The organism is Microcoleus sp. FACHB-672, assembly GCF_014695725.1.
Classification (GTDB): Bacteria; Cyanobacteriota; Cyanobacteriia; order Cyanobacteriales; family Oscillatoriaceae; genus FACHB-68.
This window is the reverse complement of record NZ_JACJOU010000009.1, coordinates 1-17,637: the sequence shown is the minus strand read 5'-3', so window position 1 is coordinate 17,637 and position 17,637 is coordinate 1. Positions and strand designations below refer to the sequence as shown.

Sequence of the window (17,637 nt, the reverse complement as noted above, 5' to 3'; positions counted from 1 at the left end):
GTTCCACTCCTCCTTATCCCGAACTGACGTTAGTTTAAAAAATCGCTTTTTGCCCTTCAAAGCTATGCACGTAAAAAGCTACGCTACGACTAAAAATTACTTTTGAGTGCTGGAGAGGAAGCTTAATTGCTTTGCTTTTTGAGCAACAGGTTAACGATTCTATGCAAAAACTTGGAAGTCGCTGTTAGTTAGAGCTAAGCCTGTTGAGAGGCTGGCAATTTGTACCTGTGCGTTTGCTCCTATACCATCTGAATCAAAGAAGAGTGCGCCGGTTGATGAGTTGTAGATGACACGATGATTGGAATCAGTCGCTCCAGCATCAGTGGCAAACTGAGAAGAAAGCAGAGATTCAGGTGTCTCTCCTGTTGGGAAAATTAAGTTACCAAAACCGTAGGCTGAAAGCGCAATTTTATCTCCTTCTGCCCTGCTAAAGTCGGTAATCGTATCATTACCCTCATTGGCAGAGTGGAATTTAAAGTAATCTGCCCCGGCACCTCCAGTCAATACATCGCTGTCGGCACGGCCAGAGATGGTGTCATTTCCTGCCCCGCCCCAGAGGTAGTTATTGCCGATATTGGCTTCGATAAAGTTATCAAGTTCATTGCCAGCGCCGTAATCAACACCGTCTTGGACGTAGAGCCTTTCCACATTGGCACTTAAACTATAGTTGGCATAGGCATAGACAACGTCTTCGCCGGCAGCCACCTCTTCAGTAACCACATCACTGGTGCTATCTACAAGGTAAGCATCGTTACCTATGCCGCCTACCATCGTATCGTTGCCGGTAAGACCATTGATGAAGTCGTCACCAGCACCACCCCAGAGGTAGTTATTATCGGCATTGCCTACAATACGGTTATCAAGTTCGTTACCGTAGCCGTAATAAGCATTGCCTTGAAGGTAAAGGTTTTCCACGTTGGCACTTAAACTGTAGCTGGCATTAGAGTAGACGGTATCGAAGCTAGTACCAACACCTTCAATAACTACATCACAGGTGCGGTCTACATAATAAACGTCATCACCAACACCGCCGTCCATTGTGTCACTACCAATACCTCCATCAATGTTGTCGTTGCCGGCTAACCCGATAATGCTGTCTTTACCAGCAGTTCCACTAAGATTGTCGTGTTCAGATGTCCCAATAATTGTAGCCAAGTTGATTACCCCTGATTAGTGTCGTTAAGTTTACTGAGAAGGAGTGAGTTGAATCTCTACACTTCCTAGATTAGAAAGCAACTTCCTTGATCACCATCGCCTAACGAGTTCACCCTTTGGAGGATTTGACAATCCTTCGATAAGTTCACCCATAAGGATGAGGACGCTTGGTAAAAGGTAATAGTATTAGACTGAGTGCGGGATGGGCTAAACTCGCTTACCGAGCAACTGAGAACGATTGGCCAGCCCTCGACGTGAAGGCATTAAAAATGGGGTGCCGACAACGTTTTAGATAGCAGGTTCATGTCTATCGATTGTCTTTAGCTGTTACTCCAACCGTCTATTTTCGTCCTGGGAGTAAGTCTTTAATGCGTTCCCACTGGTCATCCCGCAAAGCGTAGCGGCGCGTCATGGGGACACTCCTGTTGATTGGCTCAACTCACTGGGGCTATCGATTGTCACCTAAATTGACATTTAATTGATGACATGCCCTAACCCATTGCACGTTCATCTGTAACCTGTGCCAACATTTTTCACCCTAAACCCGAAACAGCCGGCCTGAGCGCTCGGCACTTCCACTCTCACTGAGAACTGAGAAGTTAACAAAAGTGGAAAGAGTGTAAAGAAGTACACCCTCTCTCGAAAATCCTGTCAAGCTAGAATACGGTTTCCTGAGATAAAGGTTGAATGACAACGCACAGAGAAGGCCCCTAACCGCACGGAACGCTGAAGAGTTATTGGGGGCGTGAGTGCGTGTGTCATCACCGGCATCAGAGAACTGGGAGAGTATTGAGAGTGACCTACTTTATGACAAATGACCGTTCTATGACTCCAGCCCAAAAGTTAGCCCAGAAGTTACCCCTTCCTCTCAAGCGATTAGCAGATCTGGCTTATAACTATTGGTGGAGTTGGACAACTGACCGAGTTTCCCTATTTCAGCGCATCAGTGCTGATGAGTGGGAACGCTGTAACCATAACCCAGTAGCCATTCTTCAGACAGCTTCTAGCGAACGCCTAACCGAACTGACCGAAGATCCGTTCTACATCAAGCAAGTCAAAGCGCTTGTCGAGCAGTTTGACCGCTATATGTCAGAACGCAATACCTGGGCGAGTCGCGTTGCACCCCAAATTTCTCGCGAACACCCCGTTGCCTATCTCTGTGCGGAATTCGGCATTCATGAATCCCTGCCGATTTATTCGGGCGGCTTGGGAATATTAGCCGGCGATCACCTCAAATCTGCCTCGGATCTGGGCGTACCCCTGGTTGGTGTTGGCTTACTCTACCGGCAAGGTTACTTCCACCAGCGACTCAATGACGGCGGTTGGCAAGAAGATTACTACCTTGACAACCGCTTTGAGGAAATGCCCTTAGAGTTGATGACAAACGACCAGGGCCAACCCATCACCGTAGAACTTGATATTCGCCAGCGTTCTGTCAAAGTCCAAATCTGGCGGACTCAGGTGGGGCGTGTCTCTCTCTACCTGCTAGATACAGACCGGCAAGATAACGATCCTATCGACCGTTGGCTCACCGGCCACCTTTATGGCGGTAACCAAGAAACCCGGATCGCCCAAGAAGTCGTGCTGGGGATCGGCGGTGTCAAGGCATTAGAAGCATTGAACATAGAGCCGGCTGTTTACCATCTCAACGAAGGACACGCCGCTTTTTGCACCCTGGAAATTGCCCGGTTCACAATGGAGAAAACCGGCAAATCCTTCTACGATATCGAAGCCTCAGTGCGGGATCGCTGCGTGTTTACCACCCACACCCCCGTTCCTGCCGGTCACGATGTCTTCTCATCTGACTTGATGGACTCCTACTTCGCCCAATACTGGCCCACCTTAAAATTATCACGCGAACAGTTTTTGGCCTTGGGGGCGCGTCGTCTTGGCGATCCTTGGGAACCCTTCGGCATGACCGTCTTAGCCCTGCGCCTATGCCGCACTGCCAACGGCGTCAGTGAACTGCACGGTGTAGTGTCCCGCAAGATGTGGAATATTCTTTACCCAGAACGGCCTGAGAACAAAGTCCCCATCGGTTACATCACCAATGGCGTCCACGCCCCAACTTGGACAGCACCCCTGCTGTGTGACCTCTACGCTGAATATATGGGCGCAGATTGGTCAAGCCAACTCCTTGACCCGCAAATGTGGGCAAAGGTAGACGCGATTCCCGATGAGGAACTGTGGGAACGTCACAAAATCCTTAAAGAGCGTCTAGTTGCATATACACGATCAAAAGTCAAGGTTGCACGACAAAATCGCAACGAAGACCACCACCGCATCCAAGCAGCTGATGAGCTGTTAGATGCAAACGTGCTAACCATTGGGTTTGCGCGGCGCTTCAGTCCTTATAAGCGGGGTCACTTGCTGCTGCGCGATGCAGAACGGGCTTTAAGGATTTTTGGCAATGCCAATCGTCCAGTGCAAATCGTGTTTGCCGGCAAAGCACATCCCCGCGACGAAGAAGGCAAGCGGATCATTCAGCGGTTGATGGAGTGGTGTAAGCACCCATCCATTCTCACGCGGGTGGCATTTATTGAAGACTACAACATCTACACCGGCCAAAAATTGGTGCAAGGTGTTGATGTGTGGCTAAATAACCCCCGCCGTCCTCTGGAAGCTTCTGGCACCAGTGGCGAGAAAGTTTGCTTTAATGGTGGGATTAATTGCAGTGTCCTTGATGGCTGGTGGTGCGAAGGCTACAAAGCTGATGCCAATGGCAAAGGACTCAACGGTTGGGCAATTGGTGAAGATGCTAATACCAGCGATCAGGAATTGCAAGATCGCATTGATTCAGAGTCTTTGTATCGGTTATTAGAAGAGGAAATTGTTCCGCTTTACTATGACCAAGATGCGAATGGAATTCCTCACGGTTGGGTTCGCATGATGAAGGAGTCGATTAAAACAAATGCTCCTTTGTTCAATACAGATCGAATGATTGCGGACTATGTCACTCAGGTTTATGCGCCCGGTTGTGCGGCGGATGTTAAACCGATTTTAGCGAGTCTGCCGGTGTAGTTCTTTTTAGAATTTCGGGTAAGTCAGGGCAGGTATTATACCTGCCTTTTTTATTGGAGTGGAACGATTAAAATAGAGCCGATATTATACGAAAATCTGCTTGACTATCATCCCCGTCACTTACTCGGTATTATTATAGGGTTTGAATAAGCTTGGGGATAACAAAATGCGTATTTGGCTGGCTGATTTTTACAAACGTCCCCTTAAAAATGAGCAAGGACAAAAGTTGTGGGAATTGCTGGTGTGTGAGGCAACCGGCAGCTTTAGGTACAGTGCGATGTGTCCCCAAGCGGAAGCCAATGCTAGCTGGTTAGCTGAGCATTTAAAGCTGGCTAACGGTGGTAATTTACCCGAACTCATTCAAGTATTTCGCCCTCAATCCTTAAGCTTACTGGAAACAGCCGGCAAGCTTTTGGGCGTGCGAGTGGAAGCAAATCGGCAATGCAACCTTGTGAAAGATTGGTTGTTAGTCAAAGCTAAAGATTACCCACAAGAGAAAAATTACACCGGCGAAGTTGTGGATTTGCTCGCGATTGATCGTCCGCCGCCAGTGCCTTTACCAGAAACTCTGTTAGGTGAACAGTGGCGATTTGCTGCTTTAAATGCCGGCGATCTGGTTGATGCCTTTGCCGGCAGAGCGATCCCCATTTTGGAAATGCCAGAATCTTTCTTGCCAATTAATCTGGGATTAGCCTCAACCGTGCCCGTGCCTGGGGTTATTATTGATGGAGGCCGGCAATCCATGAAATTGGCCAGATGGCTGCAAGATGCCCGCCCTGTAGCGATGAATTACATTGCCGGTGATCCAGATGGGTTAATTTTAGAAGCTGGGCTTGCAGATCGATGGGTTTTGGCGACATTTGAAGATGAAGAAGTTGCAGCCGCAGCCAAGGCGTATGAACAACGCAAGCAATTAACTCAAGGACTGCATTTTCTGTTAGTACAACCAGATGACTCTGGAATGACTTACAGTGGTTTTTGGTTATTACGAAATTGCTAATTGTTAATGGTTAGACCGAGTTGCATTCATCCCGATAGGCGCGTTACCCTTGGGGCGGAATCTGTAGGCAGTTATCGTTCCAATTGCCGGAACTTTGCACATTTATCGCGCAACTTGGTATTAATTGCTAATTTCCATGACTTGAGCGTCACCAACCATGAACCGCCAATTGTTAGCCATGCGCCATTTGAACAGATTTGCCTTCTGTTTAATGCTTTTACCTGGTTTATTCTCTGCTGAAGAGATCGCTTTTGGCCGGGATAAGCCGGCATTATCTTCACAAACATTTCAAGCAGAAGGGGACACACTCATCCTCGCCTCTGGCACCTATACGGCTGTCGCCCCCTCCTACCCAACCTTTAATAGCGAACTTCTCGACCGGCAACTGGCGCTATATCAGCAATATGTGGCAACTTCAGGCCCACCTGATATTTTAATTGTGGGCAGTTCCCGCGCCCTGCAAGGCGTCGATCCGGTGGCTTTGCAAACGGCTTTAGCATCTCAAGGATATGCGAAGCTAAAAGTTTTTAACTTTGGCGTTAATGGGGCGACGGCTCAAGTTGTGGATGTCTTGCTGCGGAAAATTTTAACCCCACAGCAGTTGCCTCGGATGATTGTGTGGGCGGATGGGGTGCGTGCTTTTAACAGTGGTCGAGTGGATCGCACTTACAATGCGATCCTTGCTTCTCCTGGCTACCAGCGTTTATCTGGGGGAAGTCGCCCCAGTGTTAGCCCGCCAACTCGCCCAAGCAGCATACCGGCAACTCGCCCCAGCAGCGCACCGGGGGGCGGCATCATTCGGCCAGATCCGATCAATTTTCGTCAAGAGGTGCCGCAGTCTCCTGGCCACACCATCCGGCGAAAAAGCAGCAGTCGCTTACAAAAATTGTCTTTTAAATCTTTTAAAAGCAGCGCTGCTGATAGCAAAATTCGCCCGATTTTAGGCGCTCACTATCAAGCGCAACTCTGGGACGAGAATCAGCAACAGCCGCTTGCAGAGGTCTACTACCAGCAACGAACCATACCCAGCCGAGGAAGCGGCCCGTCTTGGCCACCGGCACAACAGAGAACCCGTACAGCGCCGGCAGCGCAACCGGCCAGATCCCCTGAAAGTGAACGGATCGGCAGTGGTTTTAATGCGGTGTCCACTCGATTTAATCCGGCAACGTACTATGAGCGTGTGCGTCGAGTTCCGGGTGAATACGATGGTGATTATGCTTCCTTTAACTTGCAAGGGCAGCAAGCCGCCGCACTGCAATCGGTTGTGGCTTTTGTGAAGTCGAAACGGATACCCCTTGTCATAGTTAATTTGCCCTTGACGCAGGATTATTTAGATTCAGTGCGGCTGCGGCATGAGCGAGAATTCCAGCAGTTTATGCAGCGCTTTGCCGGAGAAAGGGGATTTATTTTCCGCGATTTATCAAGCCGGTGGCCGGCTCAACATGATTATTTTGCTGATCCCAGCCATCTTAACGTCTATGGCGCAGAAGCCGTCTCTAAGCAACTCGGCCAAGACCGTACAATTCCTTGGCCAACTTCAAAACCTTAATAATAGTCAGTAATTTTGCGGGATATACAGTGAAGCGCGAACAGACAATGTTGCTGTTCGCGCTTCATTTTTTGGATAAATAAGCGGGTGACATCGCAGATCCTAGATAAAAAGCAGCCGGCAGGAATGCACCATCTATCACAAAACGAATTCTTTGGAAAAATGAATCCGAAAGATTACTGAATATGGGCATTTAAACTTAATCTACTACTTTAAGTAATCCCCGTTGCAGAGCATCAAATACCTGGTTGATACTGCTTTGATCTTGTTCGCTTAATGAATCTTTTGAGAGCAGTGACGACATGAGCAGACGCTGGTCAATGCGGGAGATTTGGCGAAATGCCATAATCCGCTCAACAATTTTGTCTAATGAGATTTTAGGTAATGTGGCTTGAGCTTGCATTGTGTTTCTGGGAAGTAGAGGTTGAACATCACTCAATATTTATAAGTTTAAAGATTTCATAAAGATGTTAAGTGATTGCCGGCATATCAGGAATGTGACAATTTTTAATCGATAAAGTGATACTTATCATTGACAAAGCCGGTCATCTCGCTCCAGTCCTTCTCATTTCCCGGTAAAATAGCTTGGCGAAATAACAAGGCAGCAGGGAAAAATCATGGCTCAAGCAAAGATTGGGATCATTGGTGGCAGCGGACTCTACAAAATGGATGCGCTCAAAGATGTCGAAGAAGTGCGTGTTGACACGCCCTTTGGCGCACCGTCCGATGCTTTGATTGTGGGAACCTTAGAAGGAACCCCAGTGGCTTTCCTCGCCCGTCACGGTCGGAATCACACGTTTTTACCCTCAGAGTTGCCATTCCGGGCAAATATTTACGCAATGAAGAGTCTGGGGGTTGAGTATGTAATCTCTGCATCCGCCGTTGGATCGCTTAAAGAAGAGGTAAAGCCCCTGGATATGGTTGTGCCAGATCAGTTTATTGATCGCACCAAGAACCGAATTTCTACGTTTTTCGGTGATGGCATTGTAGCGCACATTGCTTTTGGCGATCCTGTCTGCGGCCAGCTGGCGAAAGTGCTGGCGGATGCAGTGGCGAGTTTAGAGTTGCCAGATGTGACGCTGCACCGAGGAGGTACTTACGTTTGTATGGAAGGGCCGGCATTTTCCACGAAAGCAGAGTCTCATCTTTATCGCAGTTGGGGTGCGACAGTGATTGGCATGACGAATTTACCGGAAGCCAAGTTAGCCCGTGAAGCGGAAATGGCTTATGCAACCTTAGCGTTGGCAACAGATTACGATTGCTGGCACTCTGATCATGATAGTGTAACGGTAGATATGGTGGTCGCAAATCTACAACGCAATGCGCTAAACGCTCAAAAAGTGATTCAAGAAACTGTGCGGCGTTTAACTGAAAATCCACCGCAATCAGATGCTCATTCAGCGTTGAAGTATGCGATTTTAACGCCTTTAGATAAGGTTTCACCGGCAGCCAAGGAAAAGTTGGAATTGCTCCTGCAGAAGTATTTATAAGTAGACAGAAATAGGGAATGGGGCAAACTGGAAGAAATGCCTCATTCTCCTACTCACCAAATCTCCGCACTTAGCACCACTTGTCAATCATTTTGAGGAGTTAAACTCGAATTTGAATGAGCAGACAGATACCTTTTGAGATTCGAGTTTACATGGGAGTTTCCCTATTTTATAAATGATGTTTGTAGATTTTTCAGCAAAAAATAAAAGACACTCAGGTAAAACTTTTATTTTAACCTCAGTGCCTTTTAATAAAGTTGCCGGTATTAAAAATTTCTCAGCAATTTTTTCTATCTAGCAATCAAATCTTCAAACCACTCATTATCCCGAATTCCGTCAAAAGAAGGGTCAGTCTTGGCAATCTGCCTTTTATCGGGATTGAGGTTAACCGACTGCCTCAAATTTTCAATGGCCGAATCTATATTGCCTTGCACCGCATAGCAGCGAGCTTTTTCATACCAAGCATCAGCATACTCAGAATTGATACGGAGGGCTTGGTTAAAGGACGCGATTGCATCGTCATAGCGTTCCACCCTTGTTAATGCAACCCCTCTACCACACCAAGATTCATAATCCTCAGAATTAGCCTGAATTGCCTTTTCGTAAACTTCAATCGCATCGTCATAGCGACCTTCCAGAAAAAGGCTATCGCCCTGCTTCACATAATGGCCGAAAACATCTTTAAGTAAATCCCCTGTTTTAGCTTGGGTGTTGAGCGACTCTTCAATTGAGTTGCGAGCATCTGAAATAACATTTTGAGTCGCCATTGCCATTGAAATCAACTCTTTTAATTGAGCCACATTTTCACCGCTCATGGTGGGCTGTGCCGGCGGCGGAGCAATTTCTCGTTTATTTTCGATGCCGGCACCCATTAGCCGCACCATCTCTCCTTTAACTTCCTTACTGAGTTCGTCTTTCACTTCAGATTTAATCTGATTCGCCAAACTGCGTTTCAACAGCCACAGGCTGAGAATGCCGGCAAGCGGAAACAGAATCAGCAGAAACAGCAAAACATTCAGCATAGAAGTTGTTAACCCAAACGTGCGGTTAACTTCTCGCTGGACATATCTTTGAATTCGCTCTTCTTCTCTTCGCTGTTGCAACTCCTGCCTCTCCCGTGTCGAAAGCGGTGCAGCAGGCGCAGTTGTGGGTTTTGCCGGCGCTGCCGGTTTAGCAGCAGGAGGCTTGGCGGGTGGTGCTGCCGGCTGTGCGATAGCCGCAGCACTTCCCACAGATAACAGCAGGGTAGAGAGTACGAAAGCAAGTTGATTGTTAATCTTCATGGATACTTGTAACCTATGTATCAATTAACTGCTTGAAAATCTCCTGAATCTCGAATCCCATCAAAATCCGAGTCAGTTTTGGCTAGCTTCTTAATATTCGCCCGGATTGAGGCTGAGCGGCTGTTGCAGGTTTTCGACAGCCAACTCAACATGACCCTGCGATGTATAACTGCAAGCTTTGTTATACCAAATCTCAGGAGCGTCAGGCTTAAATTTAAGGGCGGCGTTATCAGGGGCGATGGCATCCTCATGCCGGCACCATTGGGCAAACCCACTCCCCCGGTTACTCCAAGCTTGATAAGTAATCTGGTTTAAGTTGAATCGCTTTGTCATAGTAAGAGATCGTTTCTGGATGCCGGTGCAAATACGTCATCGCATTGCCGCGATTATTCCAGATTTCTGGGTCATTTGGTTTGAATTGAACAGCTTTTTCATAACATTTCACTGCCTCTTCATAATCGGTGCAATTTTTCCAGGGTATTGCCTTCTTGATTCCAAGCGCCGGCACAATGTGGTTTTAGCTCTAGCGCCCGCTTATATGAGTGTATCGCCTCTTCATGCCGGCTCAGGTGCATTAAAGCCGACTAAACTTGCGGCGGATGAATCTAAGGTTGGACTGGATAACCCGGATTGACGGCAAAGGATGCCAGGGGATTTGCAGTTGGTAATTTTGGGTTTGCCGGCATAAACTTGTGAACCTTGGGTTTTTGCCGGTTTATCCGTCGGTTGAGGGGCTACAGAGGCATCCGCCTGGGTTTGCGGTAAAGTTGAGGATCAGAGAAGCAATTCAATAATCTACAGCTAATACCTCAGATACATATTAAATTATTTTCAAGACAAGCGAATAGTTTTATTTTTATCTTGTTTACACTCATCTATATGGCCTTTTAGATCAGCTTCTCCAATATGATATCCAGCTTTATTAAAAACTTCTAAATGAGCAGCTTTACCGAAATGTAAATTATCTACATACCAATACTTATCTGTATCTACTTCGCGGTAAATAGCTCTATCCTGACAATAGGATGAAGTTTTTTGAAATCTTTGTTTTTCTCTTAGTATAGTTTGCTCGTCTGTAGGAGGTTCCTTAGAGAGTTCATCATATACTGAACAGCTTAAATTAAATGTATGTTCTAGCCAATCTTCAAGCGCAGGTTTATTATCAAGACCATCTAATTTTATACAATCTAGTACATCACTATTTTTAACGATAGTAATTAAGCAACAGTTAGTAATATGTGGATGAACAAGGTGAAAACTGGAATTGATAAAATTAATTAATAAATAGGTTGAACTACTGTTTTGTAATTTTCTCTCAGCTATTTCTGCCAATGATGTATTATTTACATTTTTGTACTGTTCATTTTCACTACTCATCAAACAATCAAAGAAGTCTTCTGAACGATGTACTTGTTCGGCACGCCATTCTTTAGCATTTAATTTATTAAAAACAACATTCTTGAAGGCCAATTTAAGTGATCTGTCTTTAATTTGATTTAAGCTTTGATTGAAATTAGAGCCTTTTACCGCTTCATACTTGACATATAAATTACTATCCTCCTTATATATCTGTTTATCTTTAATTTTTTCATTAATCAAATCAAAAATAGCTTTAAAAACTCTTACTGCATCTTTGAATTCGACATCATTAAGATACTGTCCCTGAAGGGATTCTTCATTAATAAAAATTTCCATCTTAGATTCCAAAAAGACGTTCAAAATCTTTATCCATTTGATCAAAAAAACCTTTGGGCCATTCTTCAATTCCTCCGTTAGGTTGAACAGGAATTTGTACAACTTGTTGCTCTGAATTTAGCTGTAAGTATAATATATTTAAATTTTCATGGTCAATAATTTTATCAAGCACAGCTATTCGCAAGGCATTCAAAATATGATCGCTATGTGATTCAATAAAAACTTGTACGCCACAACTGCTAACCTTAGCTAGAAAGTGAGTTAGTCGCGATTGCGCTTTTGGGTGTAAATGCGCTTCTGGGTTTTCTACAATTAATATTTCACCTTTTCTAGCAATTAATCCTGAAACAATAATTGGCAAAATGCAATGGTATCCAAAGCCAACATTAGCTGGTTTATAGCGCTCTTTTAAAGCGTTGGTATTAAATAAAAGTTCTAAAATGTTACTTCTTGATTCTGATATTTGTACTTTAGCTCCCTCAAAAACATAACTTAGCCATTCTTCTGTTTGATTAGATAATGTCTTTGCATCCTCTTTTAAGCACAACATATCATTAACTAAATTATTTCTTTTTGTATAAAGCAAATTTACGGTAAATTCGCCTTTTGCACCTACATTAGGAAAGTTTTTTAAAGTGGACTTGAAATAAAATTCTTGTGGGCCAATGCGATCGGCTGAAATGTAGTGCATATGACTAAAATTGAAAGATTCATCTAAGGAATTCAAATAAAATTCCTCATCTTCTATTAAAGTAGGGCTAGAATCATTAGGTATTAAATTATTTAATGAACAGTCGCGCAATCTTTTTGATTCATTCTCAGTAGTTGAGTATTCATTAGTATTGTCTTTTTTTAAATACTTTCTCTGTACCGTAGTAACAGAATTGTCTAAATTAAATTTATTACACAAGTTGATCTGGCTGATTTCTGCCACCATATCATCATCTGAATTTGGTCTTAATAAATATTCCATACCTTTATGAATAACTTTATTGGGATGAACAATTTCATGGAAATAATATTTAAGTACAATGGGTTCATCTCTTGAGATACTACTATTCCTAACATCAACAAAATTACCCAGTCTTACACAACTTCCATTCAACACAATTTGGGTTGTAACTTCCCTATGCTCAATAGATTGTCGCATTAAAAGCAAAGCTTGTAAAAGAGTAGACTTACCACGCCCATTTATGCCTGTTAACAGGTTGATCTGTGTTAAAGGAAACTGTATTTTATCTTTAAAACACTTAAAGTTTTTTAACTCTATTTTAGTTAGCATTTTCTACGTCTCCTAAAATATCTTGTGCTAGTTTAAAGCGGGTAATAACTTTAGATTTGCTACTCGTGGAATACCTTATAGCGTCAAAGTATTCTGGATTTTCAAGCAATTTAATAAAGTTATCTTGAATAGACTTCTTGTGAGGTTGTAAAAACTTATCGCTCCTGCCAGAAAAAAAATAACACACAGATTCAAAAATTGCGATATTTATTCTTCCCCTATTTTTCCCCGAGGGCAAACGAAAATTTTTAGAACCAAAAAATTCAAAAGTTAAATTCATTACTCGCTCAAAATCATTTTTTAATAGATCTATTTCTAGATCATCCATTAAATTAATTTTTTTCATAGCTCTCTCTACAAAATCACTCATATCACCTTGATAATTTTTTTCATAATCAAAGAGTTTAAAAGCCAAGTAACGCAAAATGACTTCTCTATCCTTCATTCTTTTGGGTGAAACACCCTTGTCTATAGCCTTTATAAAATATTCTTTTTCTGATAACTGTTTTAGCAGCTTGGTTGATTTTCCTGAAAAAATACAGTTTCTAACTTCTTGACGTTCAAGTTTAGTTCCTCCTGTGTTAACTCTATTGAAAATATCATAGACAACTTTAACGGGAACCGAGGGCTTAATAAGATATATGTAAAGTTTTTTATCTTCAATCCTTGTTTGATAGTCACCAGGTAGTTCTTTAAGTTCTGAAAAGGTGTAGCCATTCAACTTAGTTAATGCTTCTAAACCACTTAACTTAAATTGATCGTTAACAAATTCATGTAAAGCTGTAGTCCGCTGTAGACCGTCTACAATAATTAGTTTCCCCTCTTTTGTTTGATTTAAATACCAGGGAGGAAGGGGGAAATTTAGGATAACAGATTCAATAAATTTACTTTTTTTGTCTAATTCCCAAACTACATTGCGTTGAAAATCTGGATCGATAATAAGCTTGTCACTGTCATATTTCCTCAATAACTCAAAAATAGTGTGAGGCTCATCTCTAATATCAATATCGGCTTCCGTTGGATCGTAAGGATACAATCCCCCACTATCACCACTATCCTCTTCAGCAGTATCCTCATCTGTTTCAATGACATCGATATTTTGGAGTTCACTATTCATCCTTACTTCCTCCTTCTCCTATATCGTTCAGCCCACCAAAAAACTGGATCAGTATCTCGTTATCTCGTTTTCTGGAAAAAGTGACAACCTCTGCCTGGCTAAGTTCAGTCCTCTTGCCGTGTTTTGTTCGCTTGTATCTAATCACGGTTCAGTCAGTCGATCAGAGCTTGAACCTCTAACAAAATAAGCATTTATACTTAATTTAATTTTATGGACAAAATAGCTGTAGGGATTAAGCCTGATCAGTATAGTACCAAGAATGCCCTTCCACTGCATCCACTCCCGCCAAGCCTGGGGCTTGCTCTCGGCAATCCTTGCCGCCAACTTATAACCCTCGTCGGTCTTTGCCTGTAGCCCGTCTCCCCCTGGATATACATAAGACAGTGCCAACACCTTCCTATGTATAGAAGCCTCTTGGAGTCGCACCTCCATTCGCCTGTCCCAAATTCTTACCAATGTAGATGTCTGCTGCTTTTTAAAGCAGTTCTTCGACACCGGCAATCAATTCGAGCTGGGGAAAATTAGACGCGCTAAAGCACCTCACGCCAAAATTTGTCCTTGGTGCGGACATTACCTTGATTGTGCAAAAGGTCTAGTGCTTAAGCGTTAAACTCCAGTTAAATTTAAGTTTGCAGTTGCTTCCACCGGCTCTGAATTGCCTCAATGGTAAACACGGCTTCAAATTTTAATCCCGCTTGCTCATATAGTTCCGCACCGCCTTGGAGCCGATCTATTAACGAAATGACGGAATCAACACTGTAACCGGCATCCCGCAGCCGCTCAACGGCTTTCATTGCCGATGCGCCGGTTGTCACAACATCTTCCAAAACGACAACCTTCGCCCCCTCTGGCAAAGCCGGCCCTTCAATATAGGCTTTTGTCCCATGTCCCTTCGCTTCTTTCCGGATAATTAGGGCTGGGATAGGCCGACTTTCATAGGCAGAAACAACGCTCACCGCCGTTACAATCGGATCGGCACCCAATGTCAAACCGGCAACGGCTTGCGTATCTGCCGGCAGCATAGACAGCAGCAAACGACCCGTCGCTAAGGCACCTTCGGCGTGCAGTGTCACGAGCTTACCATTAATGTAATAAGAGCTAGGCTGCCCCGAAGAAAGCACAAAGTCTCCTTCTTGATAAGCCAGCTCACAGAATAAATCCAAAAGTTGCCGGCGCAGCGTTGTTAAATCGGCAGTAGCCACGCAAAGATCGCTCATTAATCAACACACAACATTAAGTATTCAGCCATTTTGCCACGAGATGCGTTTAATATTGAGGAGTGAGAAAAATTGAGGAGGAGTCTTATGGGCGTGCGGCTGCAAAATTGGATAGGGCTGTTGGCGACAATCTCTTCGCTGAGTGTTGCGAGTGCAATCATTACTGAAGCAATGCCCTCAAATGCTCAAGAAAGCGGACAGACAACTGTTCAAGAAGCATTTATGCGGACTTTTTATGATAACGATAAACCTTTCTTTCAAAATCGCGGCATCGGGCGTCAAATAGACTTTCTATTTGGTCAAGGTACGCTGTATAGAAATTCTTTTGTGGAAAACGAAATGAACCGCGATGGCAGAGAGGTTCACAATCTTTATTTAGATGTGTTGAATCAGCAGGTGTCTAGCGATCCCATTATTCGCACACCAGATTTGCCGAACCCCTACAACAGTTCTATTTTTTCCCAGCCACCGGCACCAGCTTTTAATAACCGCATACCGGGCAGTGAGTTAAATTTTGAGAGCATTCCCCTGCGCTAGAACTTAGTTTTAGCAAGACGCGATTTCTCACCGGCAGATGATTAACTTTTTATAACAAAAGCTGCCGGCGAGAGATTTTTCAAAGCTAGATTGAGGGAGTCAAAATAGTCCCCAATTAAAATTATGAGTGAATCCGGCTTTGGAGGTGGAGAGTTTCACAGTGTTCCGGGTGATGGACATCAGGAACCAATCATTCCCCCAGAAGCATTTTATATTCCGCAAGAAGTTCAGCCGGTTTTAAACCGATCGGCTTGTGAACCCAATCAAATTGTTTATCTAAAACAGTATTGTTTTACTCCTAATCAGGTATTTCCGCCTGGAGAATACCACGCTTATCAGTTGCCAGATGTGGCATTTGGTATGGGAATGGTGATTCCTCCCACCAAACCGATTCTCAAAATTGATAAACGAGAAAGAATTGAGAAAGTCATTGATAACGAGCCTTAAATTGCAAGCGTGGCAACAGATCCTTATGCTTGGATAGAACAATCTTTGGCGACGATTCATCGCGCCGGCTGGTATCGTTCTGTGCAAACAATTGAAAACCGCCCCGGTGCAACTGTTTTGCTAGAAGGGCGTGAGGTAATCAACTTTGCCGGCAATGATTATCTCGGACTTGCCGGTGATCCGCGCTTAATTCAAGCCGCAATTAATGCTACACAAGAATACGGCACCGGCAGCACCGGCTCTCGATTAATTACGGGGCATCGGGAATTGCACCGGCAGCTAGAATCTGCAATTGCCGAGTTGAAGCAAACCGAAGATGCCCTCGTTTTCAGTTCCGGTTATCTGGCAAATTTGGGGGCGATCACTGCTTTAGTTGGCAAACGCGACTTGATTCTGGGCGATCAATACAATCACTCCAGCCTGAAAAATGGGGCGATTTTGAGTGGTGCAACGGTTTTGGAGTATCGGCACAATGATATTGAAGATTTAAAAAATCAACTCAATCAACACCGGCAACTTCACCGACGCTGCCTGATTCTTACGGACAGCGTTTTCAGTATGGACGGGGATATTTGTCAATTACCGCAGCTTTTGGAAGTGGCTGAAGCGTTTAGCTCGATGCTGCTGGTGGATGAAGCGCATGGCACCGGCGTTTTCGGAACAAGGGGTGCCGGTTGTGTTGAACATTTTGGCTGCACAGGGCGATCGCTGATTCAAATGGGCACCCTCAGCAAAGCCTTGGGCAGTTTAGGTGGATATATTGCCGGTTCTGCAGCTTTGATAGACTTTTTGCGAAATCGCGCACCGAGCTGGATTTATACAACCGGACTATCGCCGGCAGACACAGCAGCCGCATTAGCAGCGATTGCTATTGTCCAACAAGAACCGGAACGCCGCAGCCGGTTATGGCAAAATGTGGCTGATTTGCAACAGTTGCTCAAAGCAGTTGGGATTGTTCCGCTATTTCAAGAGTCTCCTATTGTGTGTGTGCCGGTGAAAGATGCCCAAGAAGCGCTCTCTACTGGAAAATACTTGAAAGAAAGGGGAATTTTTGCCGGCACTATTCGCCCTCCCACTGTTCCCACGAGTAGAATTCGGATCACATTAATGGCAACCCATGAGCCGATACATATTCAACAATTAGTTGCCGCTCTAACCTGTTAATAGCACTACACGTTAAGGTGAGGACAGTAATAGAATAGAAAAGAAAGTTTCGAGCCACTCAAAATAGTATGCCAGCTCCCAGGGGCTCGGCACGATGGGCATTGACCATGTACTCGACTGAATCGGCGATGATCTCGCGCGAGGGCAGACTATAAGGAGTTGGCAACTGCAATGATTGGCTTCTCAAAATCCTCAGTGTGCATTCCGGTGGCGCGCCAGAGAGCGCGGACACCGGCCATATTACGTCCCTGGGTGGAGGTTTTGGAGCGATAGATCGGCATGACGCATCCTATTCGTCTAAGGGTTTTTAATAGTCTAGACTTTATGGTTACGTCGCAAAAACTTCTTAGTGACAAACGCTCTGTGTCAATCTTGTTCCCTTAAGCGATAAGTCCAAAGTGCTGTTGTCCCAAGAGAACCTTTATCGCTACGACATAGGTGAAATGAGAATTATATCGATTTAAAAGTTTAACGACATTAATTTATAGCGTTTCTCGAATAACAGAGGTACAGTAATGGGGAGCTGTTGAGGGTGTGAAGATGAAAGCCTACTCACTGGACTTGCGGGAAAAAATAATCCAAGTGTATGAGAATGAAGAAATATCGCAACGGGAATTGGCGAAACGATTTTGTGTAGCCAAAAGCTTCATTCAAAAGTTAATAAAACAGTAGAGAGAAAG

At 44.4% G+C, this 17,637-nt stretch carries 18 protein-coding genes; 7 read left to right on the top strand and 11 right to left on the bottom strand.

Annotated elements, in window-relative coordinates:
- Positions 1 to 159: 159 nt before the first annotated feature.
- Complete coding sequence (locus tag H6F56_RS05600; RefSeq protein ID WP_190665877.1) at positions 160 to 1,155, bottom strand: calcium-binding protein; 996 nt, start codon at positions 1,153 to 1,155, stop codon at positions 160 to 162.
- 795 nt (positions 1,156 to 1,950) lie between these two features.
- Between H6F56_RS05600 and glgP the strand changes: the two genes are divergently transcribed.
- The 3 genes from glgP (at position 1,951) to H6F56_RS05585 (ending at position 6,725) form a co-directional block, all read left to right on the top strand.
- A complete protein-coding gene (gene glgP, locus H6F56_RS05595) occupies positions 1,951 to 4,176 on the top strand; it encodes an alpha-glucan family phosphorylase (protein ID WP_309236449.1) in 2,226 nt (741 codons plus the stop codon).
- 166 nt (positions 4,177 to 4,342) lie between these two features.
- The gene (locus H6F56_RS05590; protein ID WP_190665876.1) at positions 4,343 to 5,176 is read left to right on the top strand and encodes a Tab2/Atab2 family RNA-binding protein; all 834 of its coding nucleotides are present in this window, start codon (positions 4,343 to 4,345) and stop codon (positions 5,174 to 5,176) included.
- 157 nt (positions 5,177 to 5,333) lie between these two features.
- Positions 5,334 to 6,725: a hypothetical protein gene (locus H6F56_RS05585; protein WP_190665875.1), complete on the top strand. Its 1,392-nt coding sequence runs from the start codon at positions 5,334 to 5,336 to the stop codon at positions 6,723 to 6,725.
- Positions 6,726 to 6,924: 199 nt separating this feature from the next.
- Here H6F56_RS05585 and H6F56_RS05580 read toward each other — a convergent pair whose 3' ends face one another.
- Positions 6,925 to 7,128, bottom strand: a complete 204-nt coding sequence (locus tag H6F56_RS05580; protein WP_190665874.1) for a hypothetical protein — start codon at positions 7,126 to 7,128, stop codon at positions 6,925 to 6,927.
- A gap of 214 nt (positions 7,129 to 7,342) precedes the next feature.
- On the opposite strand from H6F56_RS05580, the gene H6F56_RS05575 reads away from it, so the two are divergent.
- Positions 7,343 to 8,215, top strand: coding sequence for an S-methyl-5'-thioadenosine phosphorylase (locus H6F56_RS05575; RefSeq protein WP_190665873.1), 873 nt, complete (start codon positions 7,343 to 7,345; stop codon positions 8,213 to 8,215).
- A gap of 290 nt (positions 8,216 to 8,505) precedes the next feature.
- On the opposite strand, the gene H6F56_RS05570 is transcribed toward H6F56_RS05575, so the two are convergent.
- The 8 genes from H6F56_RS05570 to pyrE form a co-directional block, all read right to left on the bottom strand.
- Positions 8,506 to 9,498: a tetratricopeptide repeat protein gene (locus tag H6F56_RS05570; RefSeq protein ID WP_190665872.1), complete on the bottom strand. Its 993-nt coding sequence runs from the start codon at positions 9,496 to 9,498 to the stop codon at positions 8,506 to 8,508.
- Positions 9,499 to 9,588: 90 nt separating this feature from the next.
- Positions 9,589 to 9,831 carry a tetratricopeptide repeat protein gene (locus tag H6F56_RS05565; RefSeq protein WP_190665871.1) on the bottom strand — a complete coding sequence of 81 codons (243 nt, stop codon included), beginning with the start codon at positions 9,829 to 9,831 and terminating at the stop codon, positions 9,589 to 9,591.
- The gene (locus H6F56_RS05560; protein ID WP_190665870.1) at positions 9,782 to 10,006 is read right to left on the bottom strand and encodes a tetratricopeptide repeat protein; all 225 of its coding nucleotides are present in this window, start codon (positions 10,004 to 10,006) and stop codon (positions 9,782 to 9,784) included. Before H6F56_RS05560 ends, H6F56_RS05565 begins: the two co-directional genes overlap by 50 nt.
- Positions 9,951 to 10,073: a hypothetical protein gene (locus H6F56_RS27270; RefSeq protein ID WP_416360984.1), complete on the bottom strand. Its 123-nt coding sequence runs from the start codon at positions 10,071 to 10,073 to the stop codon at positions 9,951 to 9,953. The genes H6F56_RS05560 and H6F56_RS27270 overlap by 56 nt, the downstream gene beginning before the upstream one ends.
- 256 nt (positions 10,074 to 10,329) lie before the next feature.
- Complete coding sequence (locus H6F56_RS25725) at positions 10,330 to 11,193, bottom strand: hypothetical protein (protein WP_199312602.1); 864 nt, start codon at positions 11,191 to 11,193, stop codon at positions 10,330 to 10,332.
- Position 11,194: 1 nt separating this feature from the next.
- On the bottom strand, positions 11,195 to 12,475 hold the full coding sequence (locus tag H6F56_RS05550) for an AAA family ATPase (RefSeq protein WP_190665869.1): 1,281 nt from the start codon (positions 12,473 to 12,475) through the stop codon (positions 11,195 to 11,197).
- Positions 12,465 to 13,592 carry a DUF262 domain-containing protein gene (locus tag H6F56_RS05545; protein ID WP_190665868.1) on the bottom strand — a complete coding sequence of 376 codons (1,128 nt, stop codon included), beginning with the start codon at positions 13,590 to 13,592 and terminating at the stop codon, positions 12,465 to 12,467. The genes H6F56_RS05550 and H6F56_RS05545 overlap by 11 nt, the downstream gene beginning before the upstream one ends.
- 623 nt (positions 13,593 to 14,215) lie before the next feature.
- Positions 14,216 to 14,809 (bottom strand): orotate phosphoribosyltransferase, encoded by a 594-nt coding sequence (pyrE, locus tag H6F56_RS05540; protein ID WP_190665867.1) that lies wholly within the window; start codon positions 14,807 to 14,809, stop codon positions 14,216 to 14,218.
- An 87-nt stretch (positions 14,810 to 14,896) separates the two neighbouring features.
- Between pyrE and H6F56_RS05535 the strand changes: the two genes are divergently transcribed.
- The 3 genes from H6F56_RS05535 (at position 14,897) to bioF (ending at position 16,957) form a co-directional block, all read left to right on the top strand.
- Complete coding sequence (locus H6F56_RS05535; protein ID WP_190665866.1) at positions 14,897 to 15,346, top strand: hypothetical protein; 450 nt, start codon at positions 14,897 to 14,899, stop codon at positions 15,344 to 15,346.
- Between the two features lie 123 nt (positions 15,347 to 15,469).
- Complete coding sequence (locus tag H6F56_RS26130; RefSeq protein WP_242031878.1) at positions 15,470 to 15,793, top strand: hypothetical protein; 324 nt, start codon at positions 15,470 to 15,472, stop codon at positions 15,791 to 15,793.
- Between the two features lie 9 nt (positions 15,794 to 15,802).
- Complete coding sequence (bioF, locus tag H6F56_RS05525; protein WP_190665865.1) at positions 15,803 to 16,957, top strand: 8-amino-7-oxononanoate synthase; 1,155 nt, start codon at positions 15,803 to 15,805, stop codon at positions 16,955 to 16,957.
- A gap of 149 nt (positions 16,958 to 17,106) precedes the next feature.
- On the opposite strand, the gene H6F56_RS05520 is transcribed toward bioF, so the two are convergent.
- Positions 17,107 to 17,238 carry a hypothetical protein gene (locus tag H6F56_RS05520; protein ID WP_323797597.1) on the bottom strand — a complete coding sequence of 44 codons (132 nt, stop codon included), beginning with the start codon at positions 17,236 to 17,238 and terminating at the stop codon, positions 17,107 to 17,109.
- Between the last annotated feature and the right edge of the window lie 399 nt (positions 17,239 to 17,637).

Coding starts and splice junctions, on each gene's coding strand:
- H6F56_RS05575 (WP_190665873.1), top strand. CDS start 7,343: ATGGCTCAAGCAAAGATTGGGATCATTGGTGGCAGCGGACTCTACAAA.
- H6F56_RS05590 (WP_190665876.1), top strand. CDS start 4,343: ATGCGTATTTGGCTGGCTGATTTTTACAAACGTCCCCTTAAAAATGAG.
- H6F56_RS05570 (WP_190665872.1), bottom strand. CDS start 9,498: ATGAAGATTAACAATCAACTTGCTTTCGTACTCTCTACCCTGCTGTTA.
- H6F56_RS05585 (WP_190665875.1), top strand. CDS start 5,334: ATGAACCGCCAATTGTTAGCCATGCGCCATTTGAACAGATTTGCCTTC.
- H6F56_RS27270 (WP_416360984.1), bottom strand. CDS start 10,073: ATGCACCTGAGCCGGCATGAAGAGGCGATACACTCATATAAGCGGGCG.
- H6F56_RS05580 (WP_190665874.1), bottom strand. CDS start 7,128: ATGCAAGCTCAAGCCACATTACCTAAAATCTCATTAGACAAAATTGTT.
- H6F56_RS25725 (WP_199312602.1), bottom strand. CDS start 11,193: ATGGAAATTTTTATTAATGAAGAATCCCTTCAGGGACAGTATCTTAAT.
- H6F56_RS05550 (WP_190665869.1), bottom strand. CDS start 12,475: ATGCTAACTAAAATAGAGTTAAAAAACTTTAAGTGTTTTAAAGATAAA.
- H6F56_RS05520 (WP_323797597.1), bottom strand. CDS start 17,238: ATGCCGATCTATCGCTCCAAAACCTCCACCCAGGGACGTAATATGGCC.
- H6F56_RS26130 (WP_242031878.1), top strand. CDS start 15,470: ATGAGTGAATCCGGCTTTGGAGGTGGAGAGTTTCACAGTGTTCCGGGT.
- H6F56_RS05535 (WP_190665866.1), top strand. CDS start 14,897: ATGGGCGTGCGGCTGCAAAATTGGATAGGGCTGTTGGCGACAATCTCT.
- H6F56_RS05565 (WP_190665871.1), bottom strand. CDS start 9,831: ATGACAAAGCGATTCAACTTAAACCAGATTACTTATCAAGCTTGGAGT.
- H6F56_RS05545 (WP_190665868.1), bottom strand. CDS start 13,592: ATGAATAGTGAACTCCAAAATATCGATGTCATTGAAACAGATGAGGAT.
- pyrE (WP_190665867.1), bottom strand. CDS start 14,809: ATGAGCGATCTTTGCGTGGCTACTGCCGATTTAACAACGCTGCGCCGG.